17 protein-coding genes are annotated in these 25591 nt (G+C 62.6%); 9 read left to right on the top strand and 8 right to left on the bottom strand.

The window, feature by feature from the left end:
• Nucleotides 1–37 precede the first annotated feature (37 nt).
• From dnaG to rpsU, 4 genes are all read right to left on the bottom strand, one after another.
• Nucleotides 38–1831 carry a DNA primase gene (dnaG, locus tag DWU99_RS09320; protein WP_115477779.1) on the bottom strand — a complete coding sequence of 598 codons (1794 nt, stop codon included), beginning with the start codon at nt 1829–1831 and terminating at the stop codon, nt 38–40.
• 84 nt (nt 1832–1915) lie between these two features.
• Nucleotides 1916–2086 carry a DUF1328 domain-containing protein gene (locus tag DWU99_RS09315; RefSeq protein ID WP_115478148.1) on the bottom strand — a complete coding sequence of 57 codons (171 nt, stop codon included), beginning with the start codon at nt 2084–2086 and terminating at the stop codon, nt 1916–1918.
• Nucleotides 2087–2204: 118 nt separating this feature from the next.
• A complete protein-coding gene (locus DWU99_RS09310) occupies nt 2205–2651 on the bottom strand; it encodes a GatB/YqeY domain-containing protein (protein ID WP_115477778.1) in 447 nt (148 codons plus the stop codon).
• 163 nt (nt 2652–2814) lie between these two features.
• Nucleotides 2815–3030, bottom strand: coding sequence for a 30S ribosomal protein S21 (gene rpsU / locus DWU99_RS09305; protein ID WP_115477777.1), 216 nt, complete (start codon nt 3028–3030; stop codon nt 2815–2817).
• Between the two features lie 254 nt (nt 3031–3284).
• On the opposite strand from rpsU, the gene tsaD reads away from it, so the two are divergent.
• From tsaD to DWU99_RS09285, 4 genes are all read left to right on the top strand, one after another.
• A complete protein-coding gene (gene tsaD / locus DWU99_RS09300) occupies nt 3285–4337 on the top strand; it encodes a tRNA (adenosine(37)-N6)-threonylcarbamoyltransferase complex transferase subunit TsaD (RefSeq protein WP_115477776.1) in 1053 nt (350 codons plus the stop codon).
• 23 nt (nt 4338–4360) lie between these two features.
• Entirely contained in the window at nt 4361–4720 is a 360-nt protein-coding gene (folB, locus tag DWU99_RS09295; protein WP_115477775.1) for a dihydroneopterin aldolase, read from the top strand.
• Nucleotides 4720–5208, top strand: a complete 489-nt coding sequence (gene folK, locus DWU99_RS09290; protein WP_115477774.1) for a 2-amino-4-hydroxy-6-hydroxymethyldihydropteridine diphosphokinase — start codon at nt 4720–4722, stop codon at nt 5206–5208. The genes folB and folK overlap by 1 nt, the downstream gene beginning before the upstream one ends.
• Nucleotides 5209–5288: 80 nt before the next feature.
• Complete coding sequence (locus DWU99_RS09285) at nt 5289–6149, top strand: DUF6159 family protein (protein WP_115478147.1); 861 nt, start codon at nt 5289–5291, stop codon at nt 6147–6149.
• Here the strand turns inward: DWU99_RS09285 and DWU99_RS09280 are convergent.
• Nucleotides 6146–6892: a pteridine reductase gene (locus DWU99_RS09280; RefSeq protein WP_115477773.1), complete on the bottom strand. Its 747-nt coding sequence runs from the start codon at nt 6890–6892 to the stop codon at nt 6146–6148. The genes DWU99_RS09285 and DWU99_RS09280 overlap by 4 nt on opposite strands.
• Nucleotides 6893–6952: 60 nt before the next feature.
• Entirely contained in the window at nt 6953–7648 is a 696-nt protein-coding gene (locus DWU99_RS09275) for a hypothetical protein (RefSeq protein ID WP_115477772.1), read from the bottom strand.
• A 201-nt stretch (nt 7649–7849) separates the two neighbouring features.
• On the opposite strand from DWU99_RS09275, the gene DWU99_RS09270 reads away from it, so the two are divergent.
• Nucleotides 7850–10072: a TonB-dependent receptor gene (locus DWU99_RS09270; RefSeq protein WP_115477771.1), complete on the top strand. Its 2223-nt coding sequence runs from the start codon at nt 7850–7852 to the stop codon at nt 10070–10072.
• A gap of 82 nt (nt 10073–10154) precedes the next feature.
• On the opposite strand, the gene DWU99_RS09265 is transcribed toward DWU99_RS09270, so the two are convergent.
• Together DWU99_RS09265 and DWU99_RS09260 are read right to left on the bottom strand one after the other, a co-directional pair.
• A complete protein-coding gene (locus tag DWU99_RS09265; protein WP_115477770.1) occupies nt 10155–11525 on the bottom strand; it encodes a S41 family peptidase in 1371 nt (456 codons plus the stop codon).
• 117 nt (nt 11526–11642) lie between these two features.
• Nucleotides 11643–12848, bottom strand: coding sequence for a murein hydrolase activator EnvC family protein (locus DWU99_RS09260; RefSeq protein ID WP_115477769.1), 1206 nt, complete (start codon nt 12846–12848; stop codon nt 11643–11645).
• 271 nt (nt 12849–13119) lie between these two features.
• Here DWU99_RS09260 and gltB point away from each other — a divergent pair, with 271 nt between their 5' ends.
• The 4 genes from gltB to DWU99_RS09240 all read left to right on the top strand — a co-directional run bounded on the left by gltB (nt 13120) and on the right by DWU99_RS09240 (nt 25429).
• Nucleotides 13120–17556, top strand: coding sequence for a glutamate synthase large subunit (gene gltB / locus DWU99_RS09255; RefSeq protein WP_115477768.1), 4437 nt, complete (start codon nt 13120–13122; stop codon nt 17554–17556).
• On the top strand, nt 17553–18992 hold the full coding sequence (locus tag DWU99_RS09250; protein WP_115477767.1) for an FAD-dependent oxidoreductase: 1440 nt from the start codon (nt 17553–17555) through the stop codon (nt 18990–18992). Before gltB ends, DWU99_RS09250 begins: the two co-directional genes overlap by 4 nt.
• Nucleotides 18993–19281: 289 nt before the next feature.
• Nucleotides 19282–22128, top strand: coding sequence for a TonB-dependent receptor (locus tag DWU99_RS09245; protein ID WP_115477766.1), 2847 nt, complete (start codon nt 19282–19284; stop codon nt 22126–22128).
• Nucleotides 22129–22585: 457 nt separating this feature from the next.
• Nucleotides 22586–25429: a TonB-dependent receptor gene (locus tag DWU99_RS09240; protein ID WP_158543252.1), complete on the top strand. Its 2844-nt coding sequence runs from the start codon at nt 22586–22588 to the stop codon at nt 25427–25429.
• The last annotated feature ends 162 nt before the right edge of the window (nt 25430–25591 follow it).

The following is a 25591-nucleotide window of genomic DNA, read 5'->3' as shown; positions in this document are numbered from 1 at the left end:
GCGCATGACGTCGCATCCCGCGATACGCGGATCTTACTCATGAGGATGCCGTAGGTGCAGGTACGCGCGCCGCCAGCAGTTCGCGCAGCTCCGCTTTTTCGGCATCGCTGAGCGCGCCTTCGCGGTTCTTGTTGACGAGCGCATCGCGCCGTTGCGTGATGGCCTGTTGTTCCATCTTTGTCAGCGCATCGAAGAATTCGACACGCTGGATTTCGGGTTCGCCGACCACGGTGGCAGCCATCAGCTTTTGCAGCGCTGCATACTCCGATCGTCCGCTGAAGTGCTCCACCAGCATCGCCGGATTGATGCCGGGGCGGGTGCGTGCCGTGTCCAGCAGTTCTGCGAGCAGTTCCACGCCCGGTTTGTCGAAGCGCAGAAAGCCGTACGGCTTTTCGACCTGATCGGCGACCCCGGGTTGCGCCAGCAACAGTGCGATGGCGCTGCGGACAAGCGAGCGCTGCACGGCCACGGGTCGTTGCACGGCGCGGCGCGTGCCGGGATCGGGCTCGAGCACGGCGCGTGCGCCGCTGCGCTTTTCCAGTTCCTGCGCCATCAGGTCGCGGAAGGCGCCGTCGGGCAGACGCGCGATCAAGGGACGTGCGCGTTCGGCGAGCCGAGCGCGGCCGTCGAGGCTGGCCATGTCGACGTCGTGCGAGAGTTCGCCGAAGAAGTATTCCGAGAGCGGCGTGGCTTCGCGCAGGCGCTTCTCGAATCCTTCCTTGCCTTCCTTGCGCACTAGCGTATCCGGGTCCTCGCCTTCGGGCAGGAACAGGAAATACGCCTGGCGCCCGTCGCGCAAGCGGGGCAGGGCCGATTCCAGCGCCTTCCACGCCGCGGCGCGGCCGGCGCGGTCGCCGTCGAAACAGAACACCACGTCGGGCGCGGCGCGGAACAAGACTTCGGTGTGCTCGGGCGTGGTCGCGGTACCGAGCGTCGCCACGGCAATCGGCAAGCCGGCCTGATGCAGCGCGATGACATCCATGTAGCCTTCCACCACCACGATGCGCGCAAGGCTGCTGTTGGCCTGCTTCACCTGCCACAGCGCGAACAGTTCGCGGCCTTTGTGGAAGAGCGGCGTTTCCGGGGAGTTGAGGTACTTCGGTCCCGTGCTTTGTTGAGAAGTGCGGGCATGGATGCCCGCTTCTTGATCTTCGCGCGCAGGAGGCGCGCTGGAAATAATGCGGCCGCCGAACGCGATGACGCGCCCACGGCGATCCAGAATCGGAAACATCAGTCGTTCGCGGAAGCGATCGTATTTGCTGCCGCGCTCGCTGCTGGCGACCATGCCGGCTTCGGTCAGCAACTGCATGCGACGTTCGCTGGTGCCCAGCGAGCGAATCACGCCGTCGTAGCCAGCCGGTGCCCAGCCGATGCGGAAGCGCGTCATGGTTTCGGCATCGAGGCCGCGCTTGGTGCAGTACGCCTTGGCTTCCGCGCTTTTCGGCAGCTCGCCTTCGTACCAGCGTGCGGCGGCATCGAGCACCGCATAGAGATCGGTTTTGTCTTCGCGCGGCGCGTTGTCGCGCGTTCCTTCGTAAGGAACCTTGAGGCCGACGGCCTGTGCGAGTTCTTCCACGGCATCCGGAAATTCCAGCCGCTCGTAGTCCATCAGGAACTTGATCGCGCTGCCGTGCGCGCCGCAGCCGAAGCAGTGGAAAAACTGCTTGGCAGGACTGACGTAGAACGAGGGCGTGCGCTCGTTGTGGAACGGACAGCATGCCGTCCATTCGCGCCCGGCTTTCTTCAAGGGCACGCGCCGCTCGATCACGTCGACGATGTCGACGCGGGCTAGCAGTTCGTCAATGAAGCTGTCGGGGATGCGGCCGCGCATAGTCCGTTTAGTCTAGCCGGACGCCGCTCGGAAATCGGGTGTTGTCGTCCCTCAATGATTGCGGGGCGAGCAGGCCGAGGACAGTTACAGGAGATGGATCAGGCCGATGACCGCCAGGATCACGACAAGGAAGATGATCACGAAGATCGCGAACAGCACTTTGGCGATCGTGCCCGTCACGCCGGACAGGGTGCCGAAGCCCAGCCAGCCGGAGACGAGCGAGACAAGGCCGAAGATGACAGCCCATTTGATCAGATGCATGGGTGCTCCCTGTTGCGCGATGTCCTTGCTGACACCGTAGCCTAACGAAACGGGAGGCGATGTAAACATGGCGCCACGCGGACGTGCGGCGCCATGCGGATATTCATGGCGCTCAGCCGCCCAGGCGCGCCTTGATCCGTGCGGACACCTGACCCATGTCGGCGCGGCCGGCGGCCTTGTTCTTCACGACGCCGACCACCTTGCCCATGTCGCGCGCGCTGGTGGCGCCGGTTTCGGCAATCGCGGCAGTGATGATGGCATCGACTTCCTCGTCGCTCAGCTTGGCCGGCAGGTAGCCTTCGATCACCACCATTTCGGCGCGCTCGACATCCGCCAGGTCTTCGCGGCCTGCGGCGGCGTACTGGCTGACCGAATCCTTGCGCTGCTTGAGCATCTTTTCCAGCACGGTGAGGGTCTGGACGTCGTCCAGTTCGATCCGCTCGTCGACTTCGCGCTGCTTGATGGCGGCCAGGACCAGGCGGATCACGCCCAGGCGGTGTTTGTCACCGCCGCGCATGGCGGTCTTCATGTCTTCGGTGAGCTGCTGCTTGAGGGACATGGTGAGGCTCCTTCGGAAAGCACAAAGCCGACGTTGCGGGGCAACGTCGGCCAGTGCAAGTGCCTAGCTGGCAGCGGCTGCGAGTGGACGCGCCGGCTGCGTGCGATCTGCGAGTTCAGCGCTAAACGCGGCTGAACCTAAGGTCCGCCGGGGCGGACGGCGCTCAGTACAGGCGGGTCTTGCGCGAAACGTCGCGCGAGAGACGGCGCAGGTGACGCTTCACGGCGGCAGCGCGCTTGCGCTTGCGTTCCTGGGTCGGCTTTTCGTAGAACTCGCGCTTGCGGGTCTCGGCGAGGACGCCGGCCTTTTCGCAGGTACGCTTGAAGCGGCGCAGGGCGAGTTCGAACGGTTCGTTCTCGCGGACTTTTACGCTGGGCATGGAAACTCCGGATAGTAAACAAGCCCGTGCAGAGCGGGCGAGCCGCAAAGTATACCCTCAGAACCGTGAGGATTTCAAAGTGCCGGACGGTAAAAAATCAGGTCCTGCCCACCGTTGGGCCTGCCTCGCAGCGCGCGCGCATGCGGGTTTCCGGTTTTACCGATACCATTTCAAGCTGAATCGAGGTTCGGCACGGCGCGACTCCTTACCGAAAGAGCCCTGGCCAACTCGCCCATTGTCCCACACGGCAGCCCATGACCCCCGTCACCGCTCCCCGCCCCATTCTGGGTATCGAAACGTCCTGTGACGAAACGGGCGTCGCGCTGCTGCGCTGGGAGCCGGCAGCACCCGGGCAGGGATTGCTGGCGCATGCCCTCTACACCCAGATCAAGCTGCACGCCGACTACGGCGGCGTCGTGCCGGAACTGGCCAGCCGCGACCATGTGCGCAAGCTGCTGCCGCTGGTGCGCGAGGCATTGGCGCAGGCGGGACTGACGCCGGCCGATCTGGGCGGCGTGGCCTATACCGCCGGTCCCGGCCTGGTCGGGGCGTTGCTGGTTGGCGCGGCGACCGGGCGCGCGATGGCCTGGGCGCTGGGCGTGCCGGCCATCGGTGTTCATCACATGGAAGGGCATCTCCTGGCGCCGCTGCTGGAAGACGATCCACCGGAACCGCCGTTCGTGGCGCTTTTGGTGTCCGGCGGCCACTCGATGCTGGTGGAAGTGCAGGCGGTCGGGCATTACCGGATTCTGGGCGACACCCTGGACGACGCGGCGGGCGAAGCCTTCGACAAGACCGCCAAGCTGATGGGTCTGCCATACCCGGGCGGGCCCGCATTGGCGGCCCTGGCGGGTAGCGGCCGACCCGGCGTGTTCCGTTTCTCGCGCCCGATGACCGATCGCCCTGGCCTCGACTTCAGCTTCTCGGGTCTGAAGACCCAGGTGCTGCTGGCGTGGCAGCAATCGGATCAGAGCGAGCAAACCCGTGCCGACGTCGCGCGGGCCTTCGAGGAAGCCATCGTCGACACCTTGCTGATCAAATGCCGGCGCGCTCTTGCCGAAACCGGCGCCGGGCGTCTGGTGATCGCCGGCGGCGTCGGCGCCAATCGGCGCCTGCGCGAGGAACTGGCGGCGGCCGGCGCGAAGGATGGCTTCAAGACCTATTTTCCGCGTTTGCAGTTCTGCACGGACAATGGCGCGATGATCGCGCTTGCCGGCGCGATCCGCCTTGCGCATGGCCAGCACCAGGACGAATCGGTGCAGGTGTTTCCGCGCTGGGATCTGCAAACCCTGCCACCCGCGGCCTGACCGCATCGCACGCCAAAGCACGCATGGATATTGTTTTCATCGAAGACCTGCGCATCGACACCGTCATCGGCATCTACGACTGGGAGCGGCGCGTGCGCCAGACCTTGTCGTTCGACATCGAGATGGCGTTCGACAACACCGTACCTGCCGCCAGCGACGACATCGCGCATACGCTCAATTACAAGGACGTCTCCAAGCGTCTGATCGCTTATGTGAGCGAATCCAGCTTCGGCCTCGTGGAAACGCTGGCCGAACGCTGCGCCGCCATCATTCGCGATGAATTCGGCGTGTCATGGGTGCGGTTGAAACTCTCCAAGCCCGGCGCCGTGCGTGGCGCGAAAGCCGTGGGTGTCCGCATCGAACGCGGCAAGCGGCCTGGCTGATGGCTCGCGTGTATCTCAGCCTGGGCTCCAATCAGGAGCCGCATCGTTATCTATGCGCCGCGCTGGATGAATTGCGTGCGCGCTTCGGTGCAATTGATGTGTCGCCGGCCTATCGAAGCGCCGCCGTCGGTTTTAAAGGTGCCGACTTCATCAATCTCGCCGTGGGCATGGACACGGATCTATCGCCCATGGCACTCAACGACTGGTTGCATGCGTTGGAAGACCGCCATGGCCGCCGTCGCGATGTGCCGCGCTATGCCGATCGCACACTCGATGTGGATATCGTGCTTTATGACGATCTGGTGACTCAGGGGCCAGGGCATCTGGATATCCCGCGCAAGGAATTGAAACACGCGTTCGTCCTCAAGCCGATCGTCGACATCGCACCCCAATTGCGTCACCCGGTGAACGGACGCACGATGGCGGAATTGTGGGCGGCTTTTCCCGCTGAAAGCGAACCTCTTTTTGCAGAACCCTTGCAAGCGTAAGACTGGCGCAAGCTCTCGCAACACGGCAGCGCTGCTCGCGCTATGCTGGATAGCAGGGATCACACGGGGGAGGGATGAACATGGCGGGTAAGTTTGCGCGCAGTTGGGCACTGCTTAAGGCGAGCGCGGAAGTGTTGCGCTCCGATAAATCGCTGTTGGTGTTTCCGTTGATGTCCGGCATCTGCACGTTGATCGTGGCGGCGACGTTTCTCACGCCGGTGGGTTTCGAATATCTCAACGACGAACGCATACGCGCTTACGGCGTCGCGCACCACGTGGCTCCATCGCATTACGTGTTCCTGTTTCTGTTTTACCTGGCGCAGTACACGGTCATCATTTTCTTCAACACGGCGTTGGCCAGCGTGGCGACGGCGCGTCTGCGCGGAGACGAGGCCAGCGTGTCCGAAGGTCTGGCGGTGGCGCGCTCGCGCTTCGGGTCCATTCTCGGTTATGCGGTCATTGCCGCGACGGTGGGCACGCTGCTACGCAGCCTGCAGGAGCGGGCCGGTTGGCTCGGTCGCATAGTGATAGGCATGATCGGCCTGGCGTGGACGGTGGCGACGTTTCTTGTCGTGCCGGTGCTGGCGAACGAAGACGTGGGACCTTTGGAAGCGGTTCAACGCAGCGTGGATTTGCTCAGGCGAAGCTGGGGCGAAAACCTGATCGGCAACGCCGGCATCGGTTTCGCGTTCGGGTTCATCACCATGGCAGCTGTTCTTGCAGTGACATTGCTCGCCATCGCCGCCGCCACGGCGCATTCGATTCCGCTGCTGGTGATGGTGGTTGCCGTGGCGCTGATCGGTTTTGCGCTGCTGGGCATGATCCAGTCCTCCCTGCAGGTGGTTTACGCCGTCGCCTTGTATCGTTACGTGGACGAAGGCGAGGCCGGCGGTGGTTTCGATCAGGCCATGCTGAAAAACGCGTTCCGTTCCAGGACCTAGATCGACACGCTGCGCCCGCCGTCGACTCGGATGATCTGTCCGGTGACGAAGGGCGCATCGCGCAACAACCACAGCACCGTGCTGGCGACATCCTCGGGTGTGCCGGCACGTCCCAGCGGCGTGCGCGCCAGCATGGCCTGTTGATCGTCGTAAGGCTTGCCGTCGCTGGGCCACATCACCGCGCCGGGCGCCACACCGTTGACGCGAATCTCGGGCGCGAGGTCCAGCGCCAGCGTGCGCGTCATCGCAGCGAGTGCGCCTTTGGCCATGACGTAGATGGGATGATTGGCGATCGCGCGTTCCGCGTAGATGTCCACCAGATTCACGATGGCACCGTGAGACGCGCGCAACGCCGGCAATGCCGCTTGCGCGAGAAAGAACGGCGCCTGCGCGTTGGACGCGAACAACTCATTCCACTGCGCGGGATTGGCTTCGCCGATCGGTGTGGGATAGAAGCCCGACGCGTTGTTGATCAGCGCATCGAGCCGTCCGTAACGCGATAGCGTGGTCTCGACCAGTTTGGACAAGGCAGGTATGTCGGCCAGATCGGCTTGCATGACGAGCACGCTGTCCGCGCGTTGCGCGTGAAGCTCGGCGGCGAGCGCTTCGGCTTCAGCGACCGAATGGCGGCAATGCACAGCCAGGTCGTATCCGGCTGCATGCAGGGTGCGCGCGATCACTGCGCCCACGCGTTTGGCGCCGCCGGTGATCAGCGCGACAGGGCGCTCGTTGAACGAACTCATGCCAGGGCTCCTGCGCGATAGCGGTGTCGGCGCGCAGCTTGACGCAAACGGTTCGCGACGTCATCCCTGTACGCGATGTTCGCGCTGGGCCTGCACTTCTTGCGATGCCGCCGCTTCGCTACGCGCTTCGTCGTCCGCAACGCCCATCTCGCTCTTCAGCATGGCGATGGTGGTGGCGGCCACCTGGCGCGTGTCGTAATAGGCGTAACCACCCACGCCGATGGCGCCGATGACCGGCATCCAGCGGGACAGACCTTCGCCCAGCGCGCGCTGCGTGACTTTCACGCCGATCTGCTTGGCGACGCGCTCGATCACGCTGTAGGACACGCGCCGGAAAATCAGGCGATCGCCCAGCCGCACCACCAGATCGCGAAATGCCTGCGCAGAAGTGTGGCGGAACAGACACCACAGCATCTGCTCGCGTCCCAGCTCGGCGTGCCTGCCGTAAGCCGCGGCAATGTCGCTGACCAGTTGCGCCTGGATTTTCCAGATCGAGATCAGCTCCGGCAGGATCGTGAGCCAGCCGAGCGGTCCCGGAGGCAGTGCCAGCGTGCCGGCGGTGAGCGCGGCGCGTTGTGCGGCACGGCCTGTGAGGCGGCGCGCTTCCGCTACCGGATCGACAGCGCCGTGCACTTTGCTGTCCGGAATCTGGCTGATGAAGTCGAGAATCGCCCGGGTCACCCGGCTGCTGGCTTCATCCTGATTGACGACGGCGGGAAGGTTGGTGCGGGCTGAGGGCGGGTTGGGCTCGGTCATACCGTGCTCCTGATTAAAGCGCCCAGGGATCATAGACCGGGGGCGTTACCTTCCGATGAGAGCAGGGTAAATCCCTGAAAACCCGGGCTCCGGGCCTACCGTTTGTCACGGGCATGACTTCTGGTACAGGCGTTAGGTTGTAACGGAAATGTTATAACATATCGGACTTGATCCCCGACTACGCCGCCCGGAACCTCCCGAATGAAATTGTCTCCGCTTGCCCTTGGCCTCAGCCTCGCGTTGTACGCCGCGTCCGGTTACGCAGCTGCCGCAACCAACGCGACTCATGGAGCCGATTCGGCACCGGCGCCCGCTACATCGACAAGTTCTTCCCCTGCGCAGCCGACCGACAACGACGCCAGCGACGACAACGATTCACGCAATCGCCGCCCGAACAAGGTCAAGCAGTTGGGTGCGGTCGATGTGAATGCGGCCCTGGATCAGGCGCGCAATGCGTTGTCGCCGGACACCGGCAGCAGTCAGTACGTGATCACCGCGCAGAACATCCAGGCGCTGCCGCTGGGAGATTCCACGCCCTTGAATCAGGTACTGCTGCAGGCGCCTGGCGTCGTGCAGGATTCCTATGGCCAGTTGCACGTGCGCGGCGACCACGCCAACCTGCAGTACCGCATCGATGGCGTCCTGTTGCCGGAATCGATCTCCGGCTTCGGCCAGACCTTGGACGCGCGCTTGATCCAGAACGTGAAATTGCTCGACGGCGCGCTGCCGGCACAGTACGGCGATCGCACGGCCGCGGTGGTGGACATCACTACCAAGAGCGGTGCCGAAATGGGCAATGGTGGCTCGGTGGGCATCACCGGCGGTTCGTTCGGCACCATCAACCCGTATGCGTCGATCTGGGGCCACAGCGGCAATTGGAGTTACTTCTTTACCGGCAACTACATGGAAAACAACGTCGGCATCGAGAATCCGACGCGCAGCCGCGACCCCATTCACGACCGCACCAATCAGGTGAAAGGTTTCGGCGACATCTCCTACGTGGTCAACAATGACACGCGCCTGAGCTTCCTGTTCGGCGTCACCAACAATCGCTTCCAGATTCCGAACAATCCCAGCCAGACACCTAATTTCGGCTATCTGGATGTGACCCATTTCAACTCCGCCAACTTGAACGAGCGCCAGGACGAGCAGACACGTTTCGGCATGGTGACGTTGCAGAGCAAGTTCGGCGATACCTCCTATCAGGTGTCGGTGGGGCAGCGTTTCAGCGGCTTGCAGTATTACCCCGACGACATCGGCGATTTGATGTTCAATGGCGTGGCCGGTCAGATCAATCAGGGCGACCGCGCCTCGACCCTGCAGGCGGATTTCGCCACGCCGTGGGGCGGTTCGCACACCTTGCGCTATGGCCTGTACTACGAATTCGATCGCGCCACGACCAGCACCAATTCGCTGGTGTTTCCGACCAATCCCGACGGCAGTCAGGCCAGCACGGTACCGTTCAATATTTCCACGGGCGATCGCATTCTCGCGAAGACGGAGGCGCTCTATCTGCAGGATGAGTGGGACATCAGCGATACCCTCACCCTCAATTACGGCCTGCGTGGTGACCGCTATACCGCATTCCGCGAGGAGAGCCAGCTGAGCCCGCGCGTGGGTCTGCTATGGCAGGCTACCGACAGCACCACCGTGCATGCCGGCTATTCGCGCTACTTCACACCACCGCAGACTGAGCTGATCTCCACCGAGAACATCGAAGCCTTCGCGAACACCACCAACGCGGTGAAGAACTACGGCAACAATACGCCCCTGACCGAGCGCTCCAACTATTTCGACGTCGGTGTGCAGCAAAGTATCGGTTCGGACTGGACGCTGGGCCTGGATGAGTACTATCGCAAGGTGGATCGCCTGCAGGATCTTGGCCAGTTCGGCACCGCGCTGGTGTACTCCACGTTCAACTACAAGTACGGCCGCGTGCGCGGCACGGAGTTCACCCTTTCCTACAACCACGGCCCGCTGACCGCGTACTTCAACGGCGCCTACAGTCGTGCGATGGGCAAGGATGTGATCACCAGCCAATACAACTTCGGTGCGGCCGAGCTGGCCTACATCGCCGACAACTGGATTCACCTGGACCACGACCAGAAGCTGACGTCATCGGGTGGCGTGACCTATGCCATCACCGACAATACCAAGGTGGGTACCGACTATCTGTTCGGTAGCGGTCTGCGGCAGGAAGGCCTGGTACCCAATGGCCTCTCGTTGCCTTACTACTTCCAGCTCAACTTCGACGTGTCGCACGATTTCAACTTCGACAGCATCGGCAAGATCCACACGCAGCTTGCGCTGATCAACGCGCTGGATCGTTCATTCCGGCTGCGTAGCGGCACCGGTATCGGCGTGGGCGCGCCGCAGTACGGACCGCGGCGTGGCTTGTATCTGACGCTGCAGAAGGACTTCTGAGTTTGAACGCAATGCCCTCTCCTTTTAAGGAGAGGGCAGCGCACATGTCTGCATCCGAGGCGCGGGTCACTCGCGATGCGTTTCAATGCGCCGAAGCAGCGGGTGTTCCCGAATCGCGACGCAAGGCCAGGCCTTTAAGAATGTTCAGTGCCTGCGAAAGCGCGTAGTCGCTGGTGGCGAGTTTTTCGTTCTCGGCACTGCCGTCGTTGTTGATGTCGCTGCCTTTGGCGGTGGCTTCGTTGGCCAGATGATGCGGCAGGTCCGCTTCGGAGCTGATGGGCTCGCTGGAGTCGTCCACCTTGGCCACGGTCAAATCGCCCAGCGCGATATCGGGCTTGATGCCTTCGGCCTGGATCGATGTGCCATTGGGCGTGTAGTAGCGGGCGGTGGTCAGCTTCACCGCGTGCTCGGCATCCAGCGGCAACACCGTCTGCACCACGCCCTTGCCGAAGGTGCGCCGACCGACGATCAGGGCGCGGTGATTGTCTTTCAGTGCGCCGGAAACGATCTCGGCGGCCGACGCGGTGCCGTTGTCGGTCAGCAGCACCATCGGTGCACCGTTGAGCAGGTCGCCCGGGTGCGCGCTGAAAGTGAGGTTGGAATCCGGCAGGCGGCCGCGCGTGGTGACGATGGTGCCCGAGTCCAGGAAGTCGTCGCTGACGCTCACCGCGGCCGTCAGCAGGCCGCCGGGGTTGGAGCGCAGATCGAGTATCGCGCCCTTTTGCGCTCCGTTTTTATGCAGGAGATCGCCCAGTTTCTTTTCGAGGTCGCTGGCGGTGTCGTCCTGGAACTGGCTGATGCGGATATACGCATAGCCGGGTTCGAGCTCGCGCACTTTCACGCTGCTCATCGAGATGCGTTCGCGCGTCAGCGTCATGGAGACCGGCTGCTGCGCCTTTTCGTGCAGGATACCGAGCGTGATCTTGGTGCCGGGGTCGCCGCGCAGCGCGTCGAACATGTTGTCGATGTTGTCCGGGGTGATCGTCTTGCCGTTGATCGCGGTGATCACATCGCCTGGCTTGATGCCGGCGCGCGATGCGGGGGTGTCGTCGATCGGCGAGACGATGCGCAGCAGGCCGTTGTCTTCCATCACTTCGATGCCCAGGCCGCCGTACTGGCCGGTGGTGTCTTCGTCCAGTTCCTGCAGGCCCTCCTTGTCGAGGTAGGCGCTGTGCGGATCAAGGCCGGCGAGCATGCCCCTGATCGCATCGTTCATCAGGGTCTTGTTGTCGACCTTCTCGACATAGGCCTGGCGGATGATCTGGTAGACGTGCGCGAAGTTGCGCACGTCGTCCATGCTGACCTGGTCCGAGGATGCGGCGGCACTGCTCGATGCTTTCGCGGGACTGTCGGGTTGGGCTGTGGCCTGGGGCGCCGCTTCGGGCGCCGCCTGTGCGTGCAGCAGGGGAGCCGCCAGAATCAAGGCGAGCAGGCAATGGCGGGGAAGACGCATGGGGCAGCTCCACAGAAAAATCACGCGGCGGTAGGCGTGGGACCACTCCACACCGCCAGAATTCAGCATCAAAGAATACGCCGATCCCGGTTGTCTGGGCGTTTTCGGGTCCAGACCTCAGCGCTGCTGGCTCAGCCAGCTGCGCGGATCGACCGGCTTCCCGTCATGGCGCAGTTCGAAGTAGACGCCGGTGCTGTCGCTGGTGGTGAGCGAGGCGGTTCCCAGTGCCTCGCCGGCCGCGACGTCGTCGCCCACCCCGTGCAGCAGGGTTTCGTTGTTGCCGTACATGCTCAGCCAGCCGTTGCCGTGGTTGAGGATGATCAGTTGGCCGTAGCCGCGCATGAAATGGGCATACACCACCCGGCCGCGCGCCACCGCGTGCACCTCGCTGCCGCGGGGCGACGCAATCAGCACACCATTGCCGAAGTTGTGCACGGTGCCGGCCGAAGGCCAGGGCAGGTTGCCGCGGATATTGGCCAGTACCTTGCCGGGCTCCACGCCGGGCAGTGCCGGATTGGGGCGTGAACGGCGCGCTGCCTCGCGGGCGGCCTCGTCGATGGCTTTCTGCAACTTGACCATCAGGTCGTCCAGCGACTGCTCGTTCTGTTTCATGGCAGCCAGCCGCTGTGCCTCGCTCTTGTATTGCGCGTCGATCTGGCTGGCCAGCTTTTGCTGTTCCTTGCGTTGATCTTCCAGGGCACTGGCCTGTTGCAGGCGCTGGGCGCGCGTCGCTTCCAGCGCCTGCTGTTCGGCGGTGATCTGCGTTTCCAGATCCTGCAGCTTGGTCAGCTCGGTCATCAGCTGCTGCACTTTCTGCACGCGGTCCTGCTGGAAGTATTTGGAGTAGGCGAGCGAACGGGCGATGCGCGCGACGTCCTCGTCACCCAGCAGCAATCGCAGATCCGAACCGTGGCCGATCTCATACGTGGCGCGCAACAGGTCGGCGATGGCGGCGCGCTGGCTGTCCAGATTCTGATTGAGCGTCGTTCGTTGCATTTGCAACTGATCCAGCTGTTGTTGCTTGGCGGCGATCTGCGCATCGGTGTCGCGCACGGATTTGGCAGCGCTGGCGACTGCATCGGACTGCTTCGCAAGCGTCGCGTTGGCGCTGTCGCGTCGGGCGGCGGTGTCGGCTTGTTCCTTGGCCAGTGCCTGCATCTTGCTGCGCAGGTCAGCCAGCTGCTGTCGGGTCTGGGCCTGTGTGGCCTCCGTCTTGGCGTCCTGCGCCGCCTGGGCCGGGCCGGGCGGGAATGCTGAGAGTGAAATCGCGCAGGCGATCAAGACGAATAAGGGCGAGCGAAGGGCGCTGGAATGTGTCGGCATGCGCGGATTATGTCCGAGCTGGACTGTTCCCGCGAGACGGCCCGGATGGCGCCGCAAAGCGCCCCGGCGGCCCTCGATCGGGAAGTGGTCTGTTAGCGCGCGCTGTAACGGCTAACCCCGATTTTTCATTTGGACGTCTAGAAGGCTTTGACGCGACGCACAAGTTATGCGTAAAGTCGGGCTGCAAGCCCCATTCGCATCCGCCTGCCGCCTCGCTGCAGCAGGTCTTTTGCGCCCCAGCGAACCGGAGAAAGCCAAGAGGATTTTGATCATGTCGGTTGTGCCGCGTTTGTACGACGCCAGTTTTGAGCACGATAGCTGCGGCTTCGGTCTGGTTGCCCAGATCGACGGTCACGCCAGCAAATGGGTCGTCGACACGGCATTCGAGGCACTGGCCAAACTTTCCCACCGCGGCGGCGTCAATGCCGACGGCATCAGCGGCGACGGCTGCGGCGTGCTCATCCATCATCCGCATTCGTGGCTGCGAGCCCTGGCGGTGGAAGCCGGTATCGCCCTGGGCGAACGCTTCGCGGCCGGACTGGTGTTCCTCGAAGGCGTTGAGGACGAATCGATCAAGGTGCTGGAACGCCATCTCGCCGAAGAGGGAGCGCACGTCGCCGGCTGGCGCGAAGTGGGCGTGAATGCGGAAGCCTGCGGACCGCTGGCCGCTGCTGCGCGCCCGCATGTACGGCAGATTTTCGTGAACGCCGGCTCGGACATGGACGAGGCTGCGTTCGAGCGCGCGTTGTTCCGTGCGCGGCGTCGGGCCGAGCAAGCGTTGCACGACGATCCACAGTTCTATGTCGTTTCGCTGTCGGCGCAAGTCATCGGCTACAAGGCGATGGCGGCACCGGGGCGTCTGCGCGATGTGTTCGGCGACCTGCGTCATCCGGCCCTGACGGCGGATGCGGTGGTGTTCCATCAGCGCTTTTCCACCAACACCACGCCGCAGTGGCGACTGGCGCAGCCGTTCCGGTTGCTGGCGCACAACGGTGAGATCAACACCATTCGCGCGAATCGCCGCTGGATGCAGACGCGTGCGCAGATCTGGCGCTCGCCGCTGGTGGAACTCGGCGATATCGGGCCGTTCGTGCGCCAGACCGGTTCGGACTCGGAAAGCCTAGACAACGCGCTGGAACTGCTGCTCGCGGGCGGCCTGGATCTGCTCGCCAGCATGCGCGCGCTGGTGCCGCCGGCGTTCGCCGCGCGCGAAGGTATCGATGAAGACCTTGCCGCTTTTTACGAGTACTACGCACTGCATAGCGAACCGTGGGACGGTCCGGCAGGCCTGGTGATGTGCGATGGCCGCTATGCGGCGTGCACGCTCGATCGCAATGGTCTGCGTCCGGCTCGCTGGGCTTTGTCGGACGACAACCATCTGATCGTCGCTTCCGAAGCCGGTCTGTGGGACGTGCCGAGCGCGCGTGTCATCGCCAAGGGGCGTCTTGCGCCGGGCGAAATGATCGCGGTGGATTTCGCCACCCATCGTCTGCTGCGCGATGCCGATATCGATGACATCAACCGCAAGCGCGCACCTTATCGCGACTGGTTGCGCGCAGGCGTCAGCTATTTGGAATCGGATCTGATCGATCCTTCGCTCGCCGCCGAACCTCTGCCGGCCGAAGAACTGCGCTGTTACCAGAAGCTCTACGGCCTTTCGCGCGAAGAGCGCGAAACCGTGCTCAAGGTGATTGCCGAACTGGAGGCCGAAGCCACCGGCTCGATGGGCGACGACACGCCGATCGCCGCCATGTCGCGGCAGGTGCGTCCGCTGTTCGATCGCTTCCGCCAGGGCTTCGCGCAGGTGACCAATCCGCCGATCGATCCGCTGCGCGAAAAGCTCGTGATGTCGCTGGTGACGCAGATCGGGCCCGAAGGCAACGTCTTCGACCTCAAGCCCGAGAACGCCAAGCAGATTCTGATCAACTCGCCGATCCTTTCGCAGCGCAAACTGCGTCAGTTGCTGGCCATGCCGCAGTACGTCGGGGCACCACGCTTCGATCTGATGTATGCGCCGGAAGAAGGACTTGAAACGGCCCTGCGCCGCCTGTGTCGCCAGGTGGCGAAGACGGTGCGCGAGGGATGCGCGCTGGTGTTTCTCAGCGACCGCTATCCGCAGCGCGATCAGTTGCCGATCCACGCTTTGCTTGCCACCGGCGCGGTGCACGCGCATCTGATCGAAGAAGGTTTGCGCTGCCAGTGCAACATCGTCGTGGAGACGGCGACGCCGCGCGATCCGCATCAGTTCGCCTGCCTGATCGGCTTTGGCGCGACGGCGATCTATCCGTGGCTTGCCTACCAGAGCCTGTTCGAACTCGGTCGTGAAGGACATATCGAAGGCGACCGCCAGGAAATCGGGCGCAGTTACCGTCGCGGTATTCGCAAGGGACTGCTGAAGATCCTCTCCAAGATGGGTATCTCCACCGTTGCGGGTTACCGCGGTGCGCAGTTGTTCGAGATCGTGGGCCTGGCGCCGGAAGTGGTGGCGCTGTGTTTCCCCGGCACGCCATCGCGTATCGGTGGTGCGGGTTTCGCCGAACTCGAGCATGAACAGCGGCTGCTCGCCGCCGAAGCGTGGAACGAAGCGCTGCAGTTGCGCGCAGGCGGTTTGTACAAGTACGTGCACGGCGGCGAATACCACATGTACAACCCCGACGTGATCGGCAGCCTGCAGAAGGCCGTGCGCACGGGCAATCCATCCGACTATCGCGCGTACGCGGATTTTGTCGACCGACGTCCGCCGTCGGCGTTGCGCGATCTGCTGGCACTCAAGCCTTCCGGTGCGTCTATTTCGATCGATCAGGTCGAATCGGCGCAGTCCATTCTCAAGCGTTTCGACTCAGCCGGCATGTCGCTGGGCGCGTTGTCGCCAGAAGCGCACGAAGCCTTGGCGATTGCGATGAATCGCCTTGGCGCTCGCAGCAATTCCGGCGAGGGCGGCGAAGATCCCGCGCGCTACGGCACCGAGCGTGCATCGAAGATCAAGCAAGTGGCGTCGGGACGTTTTGGCGTCACACCTGCTTATCTCGTCAACGCCGAAGTGTTGCAGATCAAGATCGCACAAGGCGCCAAGCCGGGCGAAGGCGGACAGCTGCCCGGTCACAAGGTGGACGCCACCATTGCGCGTTTGCGTTATGCCAAGCCCGGCATCGGTCTGATCTCGCCGCCGCCGCATCACGACATCTATTCGATCGAAGACCTGGCCGAGCTGATCCACGACCTCAAGGAAGTGAATCCGGAAGCGCTGGTGTCGGTGAAGCTCGTTTCGCACGCGGGCGTCGGCACGGTGGCGGCGGGCGTGGTGAAGGCCGGCGCAGACCTGATCACGGTCAGCGGTCACGACGGCGGTACCGGCGCGAGTCCGTTGACGTCGATCAAATACGCCGGCACGCCGTGGGAGCTGGGGCTTGCCGAAACGCAGCAGACGCTACGGCGCAACGATCTGCGCGGCCGCGTGCGTCTGCAGACCGACGGAGGTTTGAAGACGGGCCTGGATGTGATCAAAGCCGCCTTGCTGGGTGCCGAAAGTTTCGGCTTCGGCACGGGCCCGATGGTGGCGCTCGGTTGCAAATACCTGCGCATCTGCCATCTGAACAATTGCGCGACGGGCGTGGCCACGCAGCATCCGGTGTTGCGCAAGGATCACTTCATCGGCCTGCCCGAGATGGTGATGAATTACTTCACGTTCGTTGCCGAAGACGTGCGTGCACATCTTGCGCGGCTGGGTGTGCGCACGCTGGGCGAAATCGTCGGCCGCACGGACCTGCTCGAACAGCTGGAAGGTTCCACGCCGGTGCAGCACAGGCTGGATCTCACGCCCCTGATCGATGGTGCGGGACTCAGCGCAAGCAGCGATTTCGCATGCACGCTGGCGCGCAATCCGATGCGCGACGATGCAGAGCTTGCCTCGCGCATCGCGCGCGACACGGCTGCGGTCGTGGCGGGTGCGACTGGCGGCAGCTTCTCGTATCGCATCGCCAATACGGACCGTGCGATCGGTGCGCGTCTGTCGGGCGATGTCGCGCGTCGCCATGGCGACCACGGCATGGATGCGCATCCGATCGAATTGAAGCTGGAAGGCGCGGCGGGCCAGAGTCTTGGTGCATGGAACGCGGGCGGCGTGCACATCGAATTGATCGGCGAGGCCAACGACGGCGTTGGCAAGGGTATGGCGGGTGGACGCATCGTGGTGCGTCCGCCGGCCGATGCGCCGTATGCCAGCCAGGATGCCGCGATCATCGGCAACACCTGCCTGTACGGCGCGACCGATGGCGAATTGTATGCGGCCGGTCGTGCCGGCGAGCGTTTTGCCGTGCGCAATTCCGGTGCGCTGGCGGTGGTCGAAGGCGCGGGCGATCACTGCTGCGAATACATGACCGGCGGCGTCGTTGCCGTGCTCGGCAAAGTCGGCCTCAACTTTGGCGCGGGCATGACGGGCGGCTTTGCCTACGTGCTCGACATCGAGCGCGATTTCGTCGACTGCTACAACCATGAGCTGGTCGACATCCTGCGCATTTCACCCGAGGGGATGGAAAACTACATGCAGCATCTGCGGAAACTGGTGACTCGTCACGTCGAATTGACCGGCAGCGATTGGGGCCGGCAGATCCTGCGCGACTTCCGCGGCCTGCAATACAAATTCTGGCTGGTGAAACCGAAAGCTGCGAGCCTCGCCGTGCTGGCCGAAGAACTGCGGAGGGCGGCATGAGCGCAAAGCTTTTCCAATTCCTCGACGTACCTCGACAGCCGCCGCGCACCGTCCCGGTGGCGGTGCGCGTGCTCGGTTACGGTGAAATCGGCGGCGACTTCGCAGCACCGCAAGCGGGTACGCAGGCGGAGCGTTGCATCGACTGCGGCAATCCCTATTGCGAGCATGCGTGTCCGGTTCACAACTACATTCCCAATTGGCTGAAGCTGGTGCAGCAAGGTCGCATTCTCGAAGCGGCCACGTTGATGCACGAGACCAATCCGCTGCCGGAAATCTGCGGCCGCGTGTGTCCGCAGGATCGTCTTTGCGAAGGCGCATGCACGCTGGAGCAAACCGACTTCGGCGCGGTGACCATCGGCAGCATCGAGCGATGGGTGACGGACGAGGCGCTGAGGCAAGGCTGGCGCCCGGATCTTTCCAACGTGCGCGAGACAGGTCATCGCGTGGCGGTGATCGGCGCCGGCCCGGCAGGTCTCGCGTGCGCGGATCGTCTGCGCCGCTCGGGTATCGCCGTGGATGTTTACGATCGTCAGCGCGAGATCGGTGGCTTGCTCACCTTCGGCATTCCGCCGTTCAAGCTCGACAAAGCCGTCGTGCGTGCGCGGCGCGACGTGCTCGAAGGCATGGGCGTGCGTTTCCTGCTCGGCATGGACGTCGGGCGCGATGTGGAATTCGGCACGCTGCTGGACGAATACGATGCGATCTTCATCGGCACCGGTGCCTACACGTTCGTGGATGCCAAGCTGCCGGGTCGTGATTTGCAAGGCGTGCACGATGCGCTGCCGTTCCTGATCGCCAATACCGAGCGGCTGCTGCGCGGCGAGCCTTCCTCCACATTCGATTTCCGCGACAAGCATGTGGTGGTGCTCGGCGGCGGCGACACGGGCATGGATTGCAATCGCACGGCGATACGCCTGGGTGCCGCATCGGTGACGTGCGTCTATCGTCGCGATGAAGCGAGCATGCCCGGTTCGGCGCGCGAAGTGGCTTACAGTCGCGAAGAAGGCGTGACCTTTTTGTTCCATCGCCAGCCTGTCTCCATTCTGGATGACGGGCATGGACAGGTGCGTGGTGTGCGCGTCGTCGAAACGCGCTTGGTGGATACTGGCGATGGACGTCCAAAGCCGCAAAACGTGCCGGGTACGGAATCCGACATCGTGGCGGATGTCGTCATTCAATCGTTCGGTTTTCTGCCCAGCCCGCCGGATTGGCTCGCCGCGCACGGGGTCGAATTGTCGCCGTCAGGAAAGGTGGTTACCGGCGCCCATGGCCGCTTGCCGCAGCAGACCAGCCATCCCCGTATTTTCGCCGGTGGCGACAACGTCAGGGGTGCCGACCTGGTCGTACGGGCCGTTTACGACGGGCGCGAAGCTGCCGTTGGAATTGCCGCCGAGCTGATGCGCAAATCGGAGAAAGAGGTCGCCCTGGCTCGTTAATTGGCCTTCACGATCTGCGTAAGATATTGCGATATTGTCACACGCCAGTAACCCTCGGTTACTGGCGTTTTCTTGCATGTCTTTTTAGAACAATTAGATGCGGTCGCAAAATTTAGGTGCCGCCTGACAAGATCTTCACGCAAGAAATTGCGCGATGTTAAGGACTTGTATGAAGACCGTGGGGTATGGAAAACTCCGGCGGTGTCCCCACACGCCCAACTTCCCCTAGTCATCACCCACAGCTAGTTGGGCTCATCACAATCAGTTGTACCTTTGGAGGGTATGAAAAATGACTCGGAATAAGCTTGCGCTTTCGTTGGCGGGTTTATTGCTGGCCCCTATTGCCGGCACCGCCTTCGCGCAGACCACCCCCGCAGCCTCGCAGGATCAGTCCCAGAGCCAGCCTGCTGCTTCCCAGAGCAACACCAAGCAGCTGCAGACCATCACCGTGACCGGTTCGGCTCTGCCGCGTGTGGACACGGAAACACCCTCGCCGGTGACTGTGATCACCGCCCAGGACATCGCACGCACGGGCTTCACCACCGTTTCCGACGTGGTGCGTTCGATCTCCGCTGACAACAGCGGCTCCATCCCGAATTCGTTCTACGCCGGTTTCGCGGCCGGTTCCTCGGGCGTCGCGCTGCGCGGCCTGACGGTCAACTCCACCCTGGTGCTGATCGACGGCAAGCGCTCGGCGAGCTACCCGCTGGTGGACGACGGCATCCGTTCGTTCGTCGACCTCAACACCATCCCGCTCGCAGCCGTCGAGCGCATCGAAGTGCTGAAGGACGGCGCCTCGTCGATCTACGGTTCCGATGCGATCGCGGGCGTGGTCAACATTATCCTCAAGCCCAGCTTCCAGGGCGTGGAAGGCAGCGCGGATGTCGGCAATTCGCAGCACGGCGGCGGCTTCACCAAGAAGGCGACGCTGGTGGCCGGTACCGGTGATCTGAATACCGACCACTACAACACCTACTTCAGCGTGGAATGGGAACAGGACCAGCCGATCCGCGCCAGCGATCGCAGCTATCCGTTCAACAGCCCGAACTGGACGAACATCGGCGGCCAGAACACCAGCTGGGGTAACCCGAACCTCAATGGCGTGGGCATCGGTTCGATCTGGGGTACGGTGGCACCGGCCGGGACTACGCCAGGCGGCACGGCTACCGGTCCATTCCAGCCGCTGCGTCCTTGCGGCACAGGCAGCCAGAGTGTCACGGTGCCGGGCAACGGCCCTGGCACGGGCACGTACTGCCAGCAGAACCAGATTTCCGACTACGGCTACTTCCAGCAGAAGCAGAACCGTGGCGGCATCTACGGTCGTTACACCTATAAGTTCAACGACAGCACCAAGGCTTATGCGTCGCTGAGCTACGACGAGAACAAGACGACCATTCTCGGTACGCCGCCGCAGATCCAGAACTCGGTGCCCGTCAACACCAACTTCATCGAGCTGCCGCCGACACTGGCGAATGGCCAGCTGAACCCGAACAATCCGTTCGCGGCTCAAGGCCAGTATGCGCTGATCAACTACGCCTTCGGCGATATCCCGCAGCAGACGATCACCGACGATCACAACCTGCGCGGCGTGCTCGACCTGCAGGGCACCTTCGGCGATTGGAACTATGAAGCTTCGGTGGTGGGCAACCACGAGTCCCTCGATTACCGTCAAGCCGGCTTCCTCAGCTACAACGGTCTGATCAACGCGATCCAGAACGGCACGTACAACTTCGTCAATCCGTCGGCGAACAGCAAGGCCGTGCTCAATTCGGTGGCGCCGCCGTATGCCGTGACCGATACGTCGGACATGGACGTGTTCGACTTCAACGTCAACCGCGAATTGTTCGACCTGCCCGGCGGCCCCGCGGGCTTCGCCGGTGGCGTTCAGTTCCGTCACGAGGCGCAGAACGAACTGCCGCTCAACCCGGGTGGCATCTATGAGAATCTGGGCTCCACGCGCATCATCGGTAACCGCAACGTAAGCGGTATCTACTCCGAGTTCGATGCGCCGCTGCTCGAGAACCTGGAAGTCGACGCTTCCGGCCGCTTCGACCATTACCCGGGCGTCGGCAACAACTTCTCGCCGAAGGTCGGCGTGAAGTGGAAGGCGACGGATTGGCTGGCGGTGCGTGGCACGTATTCGAAGGGCTTCCGTGCACCGGCCTTCGGTGAGAGCGCTGGCAGCTACAGCGCGGGCTTCGTGAACACGTCGGTCGCCGGACTGGGTGCGTCGCCCGCATTCCTCGCCGCGCACGGCAACGATGCGTACGTGACCAACCCGTACTCGATCGAAGAGGGCAGCTCGGGTAATCCCAACCTGAAGCCGGAGAAGTCGCAGAGCTTCACGTTCGGCGTGGTGGTGCAGCCGCTCAGCTGGCTGAACGCGTCGCTGGACTACTACAACATCAAGAAGAGCAACGTCATCCTGCCGGCCAACCCGGGTACCGCCCTGGCCCAGTACCTGACCGCCGGTACGATTCCGGCTGGCTACACGATGACCTTTGATGCGCCCGATCCGCTGCATCCGGGTGCGCCGCTGCGTCCGGTGTTCGTCGGCGCCGACTACATCAACGGCCAGTGGCTGAAGACCAGCGGTCTCGACCTGGATCTGCAGGCGCACTTCGAGTTCAGCAACGGCATCAAGTACATCAGCGAAGTGCAGGCCACGCAGATCTTCCAGTGGAAGGAAGATATCGGCGGTCAGGTCCAGAGCTACGTCGGTACGCAGGGTCCGTATGGCCTGTCCTCGGGTGCCGGTACGCCTCGCACGCGCGGCAACTGGGCGAACACCGTCGAGTACGGTCCGCTCAGCCTGACGGCCACGGTGTACTTCACCAGCCACGAATATGAGTCGGCCGAAGACATCACCGGCACCACCGCGTGCTACGACGCGCTGGGTGCGAACGGTGGCCCGCTGATTCCGAACTGCACGATGGCGTCGTTCACCTACGGCAACCTGGTGGGCAGCTACAAGTTGAACGACCACGTCACGCTGACGGCATCGGTGGACAACGTCACCGACCGCAAGCCGCCGCTGGATCCGATCAACTACGCCGGCAACGGCTACAACCCGACCTACGACTACGCCGGTATCATCGGCCGTTTCTGGAACGTCGGCGTGAAGGTGAAGTTCTAATCGTCCTACGTCACTGCCTGTCGTGTGATTTGCGGCAGGCAGTGAGCTGAAGCACGAAGAACCAAGGTTAGTGTTTGCGCAAAACGGCGCACCGGGAAATCGGTGCGCCGTTTTGTTTTCTGACGCAAGGTGGCGCGATGGCCCGTGGATGGAGTCGCATTCCTGCTAAAAATGCGTAGCCATGGCGGCGCAATAAATTACGACAGCTAAACAACTAGTTTGCGCCCCTTTTTTCCTAAAACGTTTACAAGCTTGCTGTGGCGCGCACTTGGAAGAGGAGGGGGCGAGTCCATAAATGCGCAACAACTTGCGCATTGTTAACTACTTGTCTATAGGAACCCGGTGTGGTAGACCCGGGACTCGGATCGGAGGGGTCCGAATTCACTTCCACCGTCGGATCGAACGGGTAACGCATAAGCGGTTAAACCTTTCGTGGTTCCACTTTGGAGGGGTAGAAATGAAACGTAATAAGCTTGCACTTTCGTTGGCAGGTTTGTTGCTAGGGCCTGCCGCCGGAGTCGCTTTCGCGCAGAGTGCGCCTGCTGCAGCCCCACTGGATCAGCAAACCCCCGCTCAGCAGCAACAAGCCGCTCCGGCACCATCCAACGCAAAACAACTGCAGACCATCACCGTGACGGGTTCTGCGCTGCCGCGTGTGGACACGGAAACACCATCGCCGGTGACGGTGATCACCGCACAGGACATCGCACGTTCGGGCTTTACCACCGTTTCCGACGTGGTGCGTGCTGTCTCGGCTGACAACAGCGGTACCATCCCGCCATCTTTCTATGCAGGCTTCGCGGCAGGTTCGGCGGGCGTCGCGTTGCGCGGCTTGACGGTCAACTCCACGTTGGTGTTGATCGATGGCAAGCGTGCAGCAAGCTATCCATTGGTGGACGACGGTATCCGCTCGTTCGTCGACCTGCAGACGATTCCGCTTGCCGCCGTAGAGCGCATCGAAGTACTGAAAGATGGTGCTTCATCGATTTACGGCTCCGACGCGATCGCGGGCGTTGTCAACGTCATCCTCAAGCCCAGCTTCCAGGGCGTTCAAGGCAGTGCCGAAGTCGGCAATTCGCAGCACGGCGGCGGCTTCCACAAAAACGCCACGTTGGTAGCCGGCATGGGTGATCTGGATACGGATCACTACAACGTCTACTTCAGTGCGGAATGGGAACAGGATCAGCCGATTCGCCTGCGCGATCGCGACTATCCCTTCAACAGCCAGAACTTGACCGGCATCGGTGGTCCGGATCTTCGCGTCGGCAATCCGCTCAACACCAATGGTTCCACGATCGGCACGGTAGCGCCGGCTACGTTGGGAACGCCGGGTAACCTGCTGACGGGTGTGGCCACGGGGCCCTTCCAGCCGCTGCGTCCGTGTACTGACGGTACTCAAGCCGTAACCGTCCCGGGCACGGGCCCTGGCACGGGCACGTACTGCGCGCAGGATAACGCGTATCAATATGGATTCGCCCAGCAGTACACGAATAGGGGAGGCCTCTATGCGCGCTATACCTTCAAGTTCAATGACACCACCAGAGCTTATGCGTCGTTGAGCTACTACGAGTCCCAGCTTCACGCCAATGGCACTCCGTCGCAGATTCAAAGTGGCGTACCCAACAACACCGACACCATCACGCTGCCGCCCGGCAACCCGTCCAACCCGTTCCCGGGTCAGTACGCACTGATCAACTATGCGTTTGGTGATATTCCGACCGCCACGGACACGGATACTCACAACCTACGCGCGGTGCTCGACCTGCAAGGCACCTTCGGCGATTGGAATTATGAAGCGTCGGTCGCAGGCAACCGCCAGTGGATGCAATACACGAACCTGGGCCTTATCAGCTATCAGGGTCTGCTCAACGCCATCACGAACGGCACGTACAACTTCGCCAACCCGGCGTCGAATAGTGCATCCGTACGCAATTCGGTTTCGCCGCCCGACATCGCGAACAATCACGCGGATATGGACGTGTTCGACTTCTCCGTCAACCGTGAGCTGTTCGACTTGGCCGGTGGTCCCGCAGGTTTCGCCAGCGGCGTCCAATTCCGTCACGAAGCGCAGTTGCAGCAGGAGCTCAATCCGGGCGGCATCTATCAGGGATTGGGCGATACGTTCATTACCGGCGCGCGCAACGTGAGCGGTATATACGCCGAATTCGACGCACCGTTGCTCGAGAACCTGGAAATGGATGCCTCGGGTCGTTTCGACCATTACCCGCGCGTCGGCAACAACTTCTCGCCGAAGGTTGGCCTGAAGTGGAAGCCGTTTGATTGGGTAGCCCTGCGTGCCACCTATTCGAAGGGTTTCCGCGCTCCGCAATTCGGTGAAAGTGCCGGCAGCTTCAGTGCCGGCTTCGTCAACAGTTCAGTTGAAGGCCAGGGCGCGCCAGCCTCATTCCTGGCAGCGCACGGCAACTCCAATTACGTGACCATACCGTATGCGCTCGAGGAGGGTAGTGCGGGTAATCCCAACCTGAAGCCGGAAAAGTCGCAGAGCTTTACCGCAGGCCTGGTGATACAGCCGGTCAGCTGGCTGAATGCATCGATCGACTACTACAACATCCGCAAGAGCAACGTGATCGTTCCAGCGGACCCGGGTGTGGCACTGTTGAACTACTACCAGACCGGTACGGTATTGCCGGGGTACACCATGCAGTTCGATACACCCGATCCGCTGCACCCCACGGCCCCACTGCGTCCGGTGTTCGTGGGTGCCGATTACATCAACGGTAACTGGCTGAAGACCACGGGTGTCGATCTGGACCTGCAAGCACACTTCACCTTCGGCAACGGCATCACATACATCAGCGAGTTGCAGGGCACGCAGATCTTCGAGTGGAAGGAAGACGTCGCTGGCGAGGTCGAGAGCTACGTCGGCACGCAGGGTCCATACAACCTGTCCTCGGGTGCTGGTACGCCCCGTACCCGCGCAAACTGGGCGAACACCGTCGAGTACGGCCCGTTCAGTCTGACGGCCACGATCTACTTCACGAGCAAGGAGTATGAATCGGCGGAGGACGTGACCGGCACCGTGAAATGCTTCGACGCCCTGGGTCCAAACGGTGGTCCGCTCGCCGGGAACTGCACGATGTCCTCGTTCACCTATGGCAACCTCGTAGGCAGCTACAAGTTCAACGACCACATCACGTTCACGGCGTCGGTGGACAACGTCACCGATCGCAAGCCACCGATTGATCCGCTGAACTATGCGGCCAACCTGTACAACCCGACCTATGACTTCGCCGGTATCGTCGGTCGCTTCTGGAACGTCGGCGTGAAGGTGAAGTTCTAAGCTAGGCCAAACATCGCACGGGAGCATCCGTGCCTACCCAGCGCGGCGTGCCGATAACCCGGCACGCCGCTTTTTTTTGTCGATGCATTGGCGCGAGAGGTAGCGAGCCACGGCGATGTCATCGACAATGCGGGCATGCCCATCCGATCCGCTTCCGGCCAA

The organism is Dyella psychrodurans (genome assembly GCF_003363265.1).
Classification (GTDB): Bacteria; Pseudomonadota; Gammaproteobacteria; order Xanthomonadales; family Rhodanobacteraceae; genus Dyella_B; species Dyella_B psychrodurans.
The sequence above is the reverse complement of the archived record's forward strand: the minus strand, read 5'-3'. Positions and strand labels throughout refer to the sequence as shown.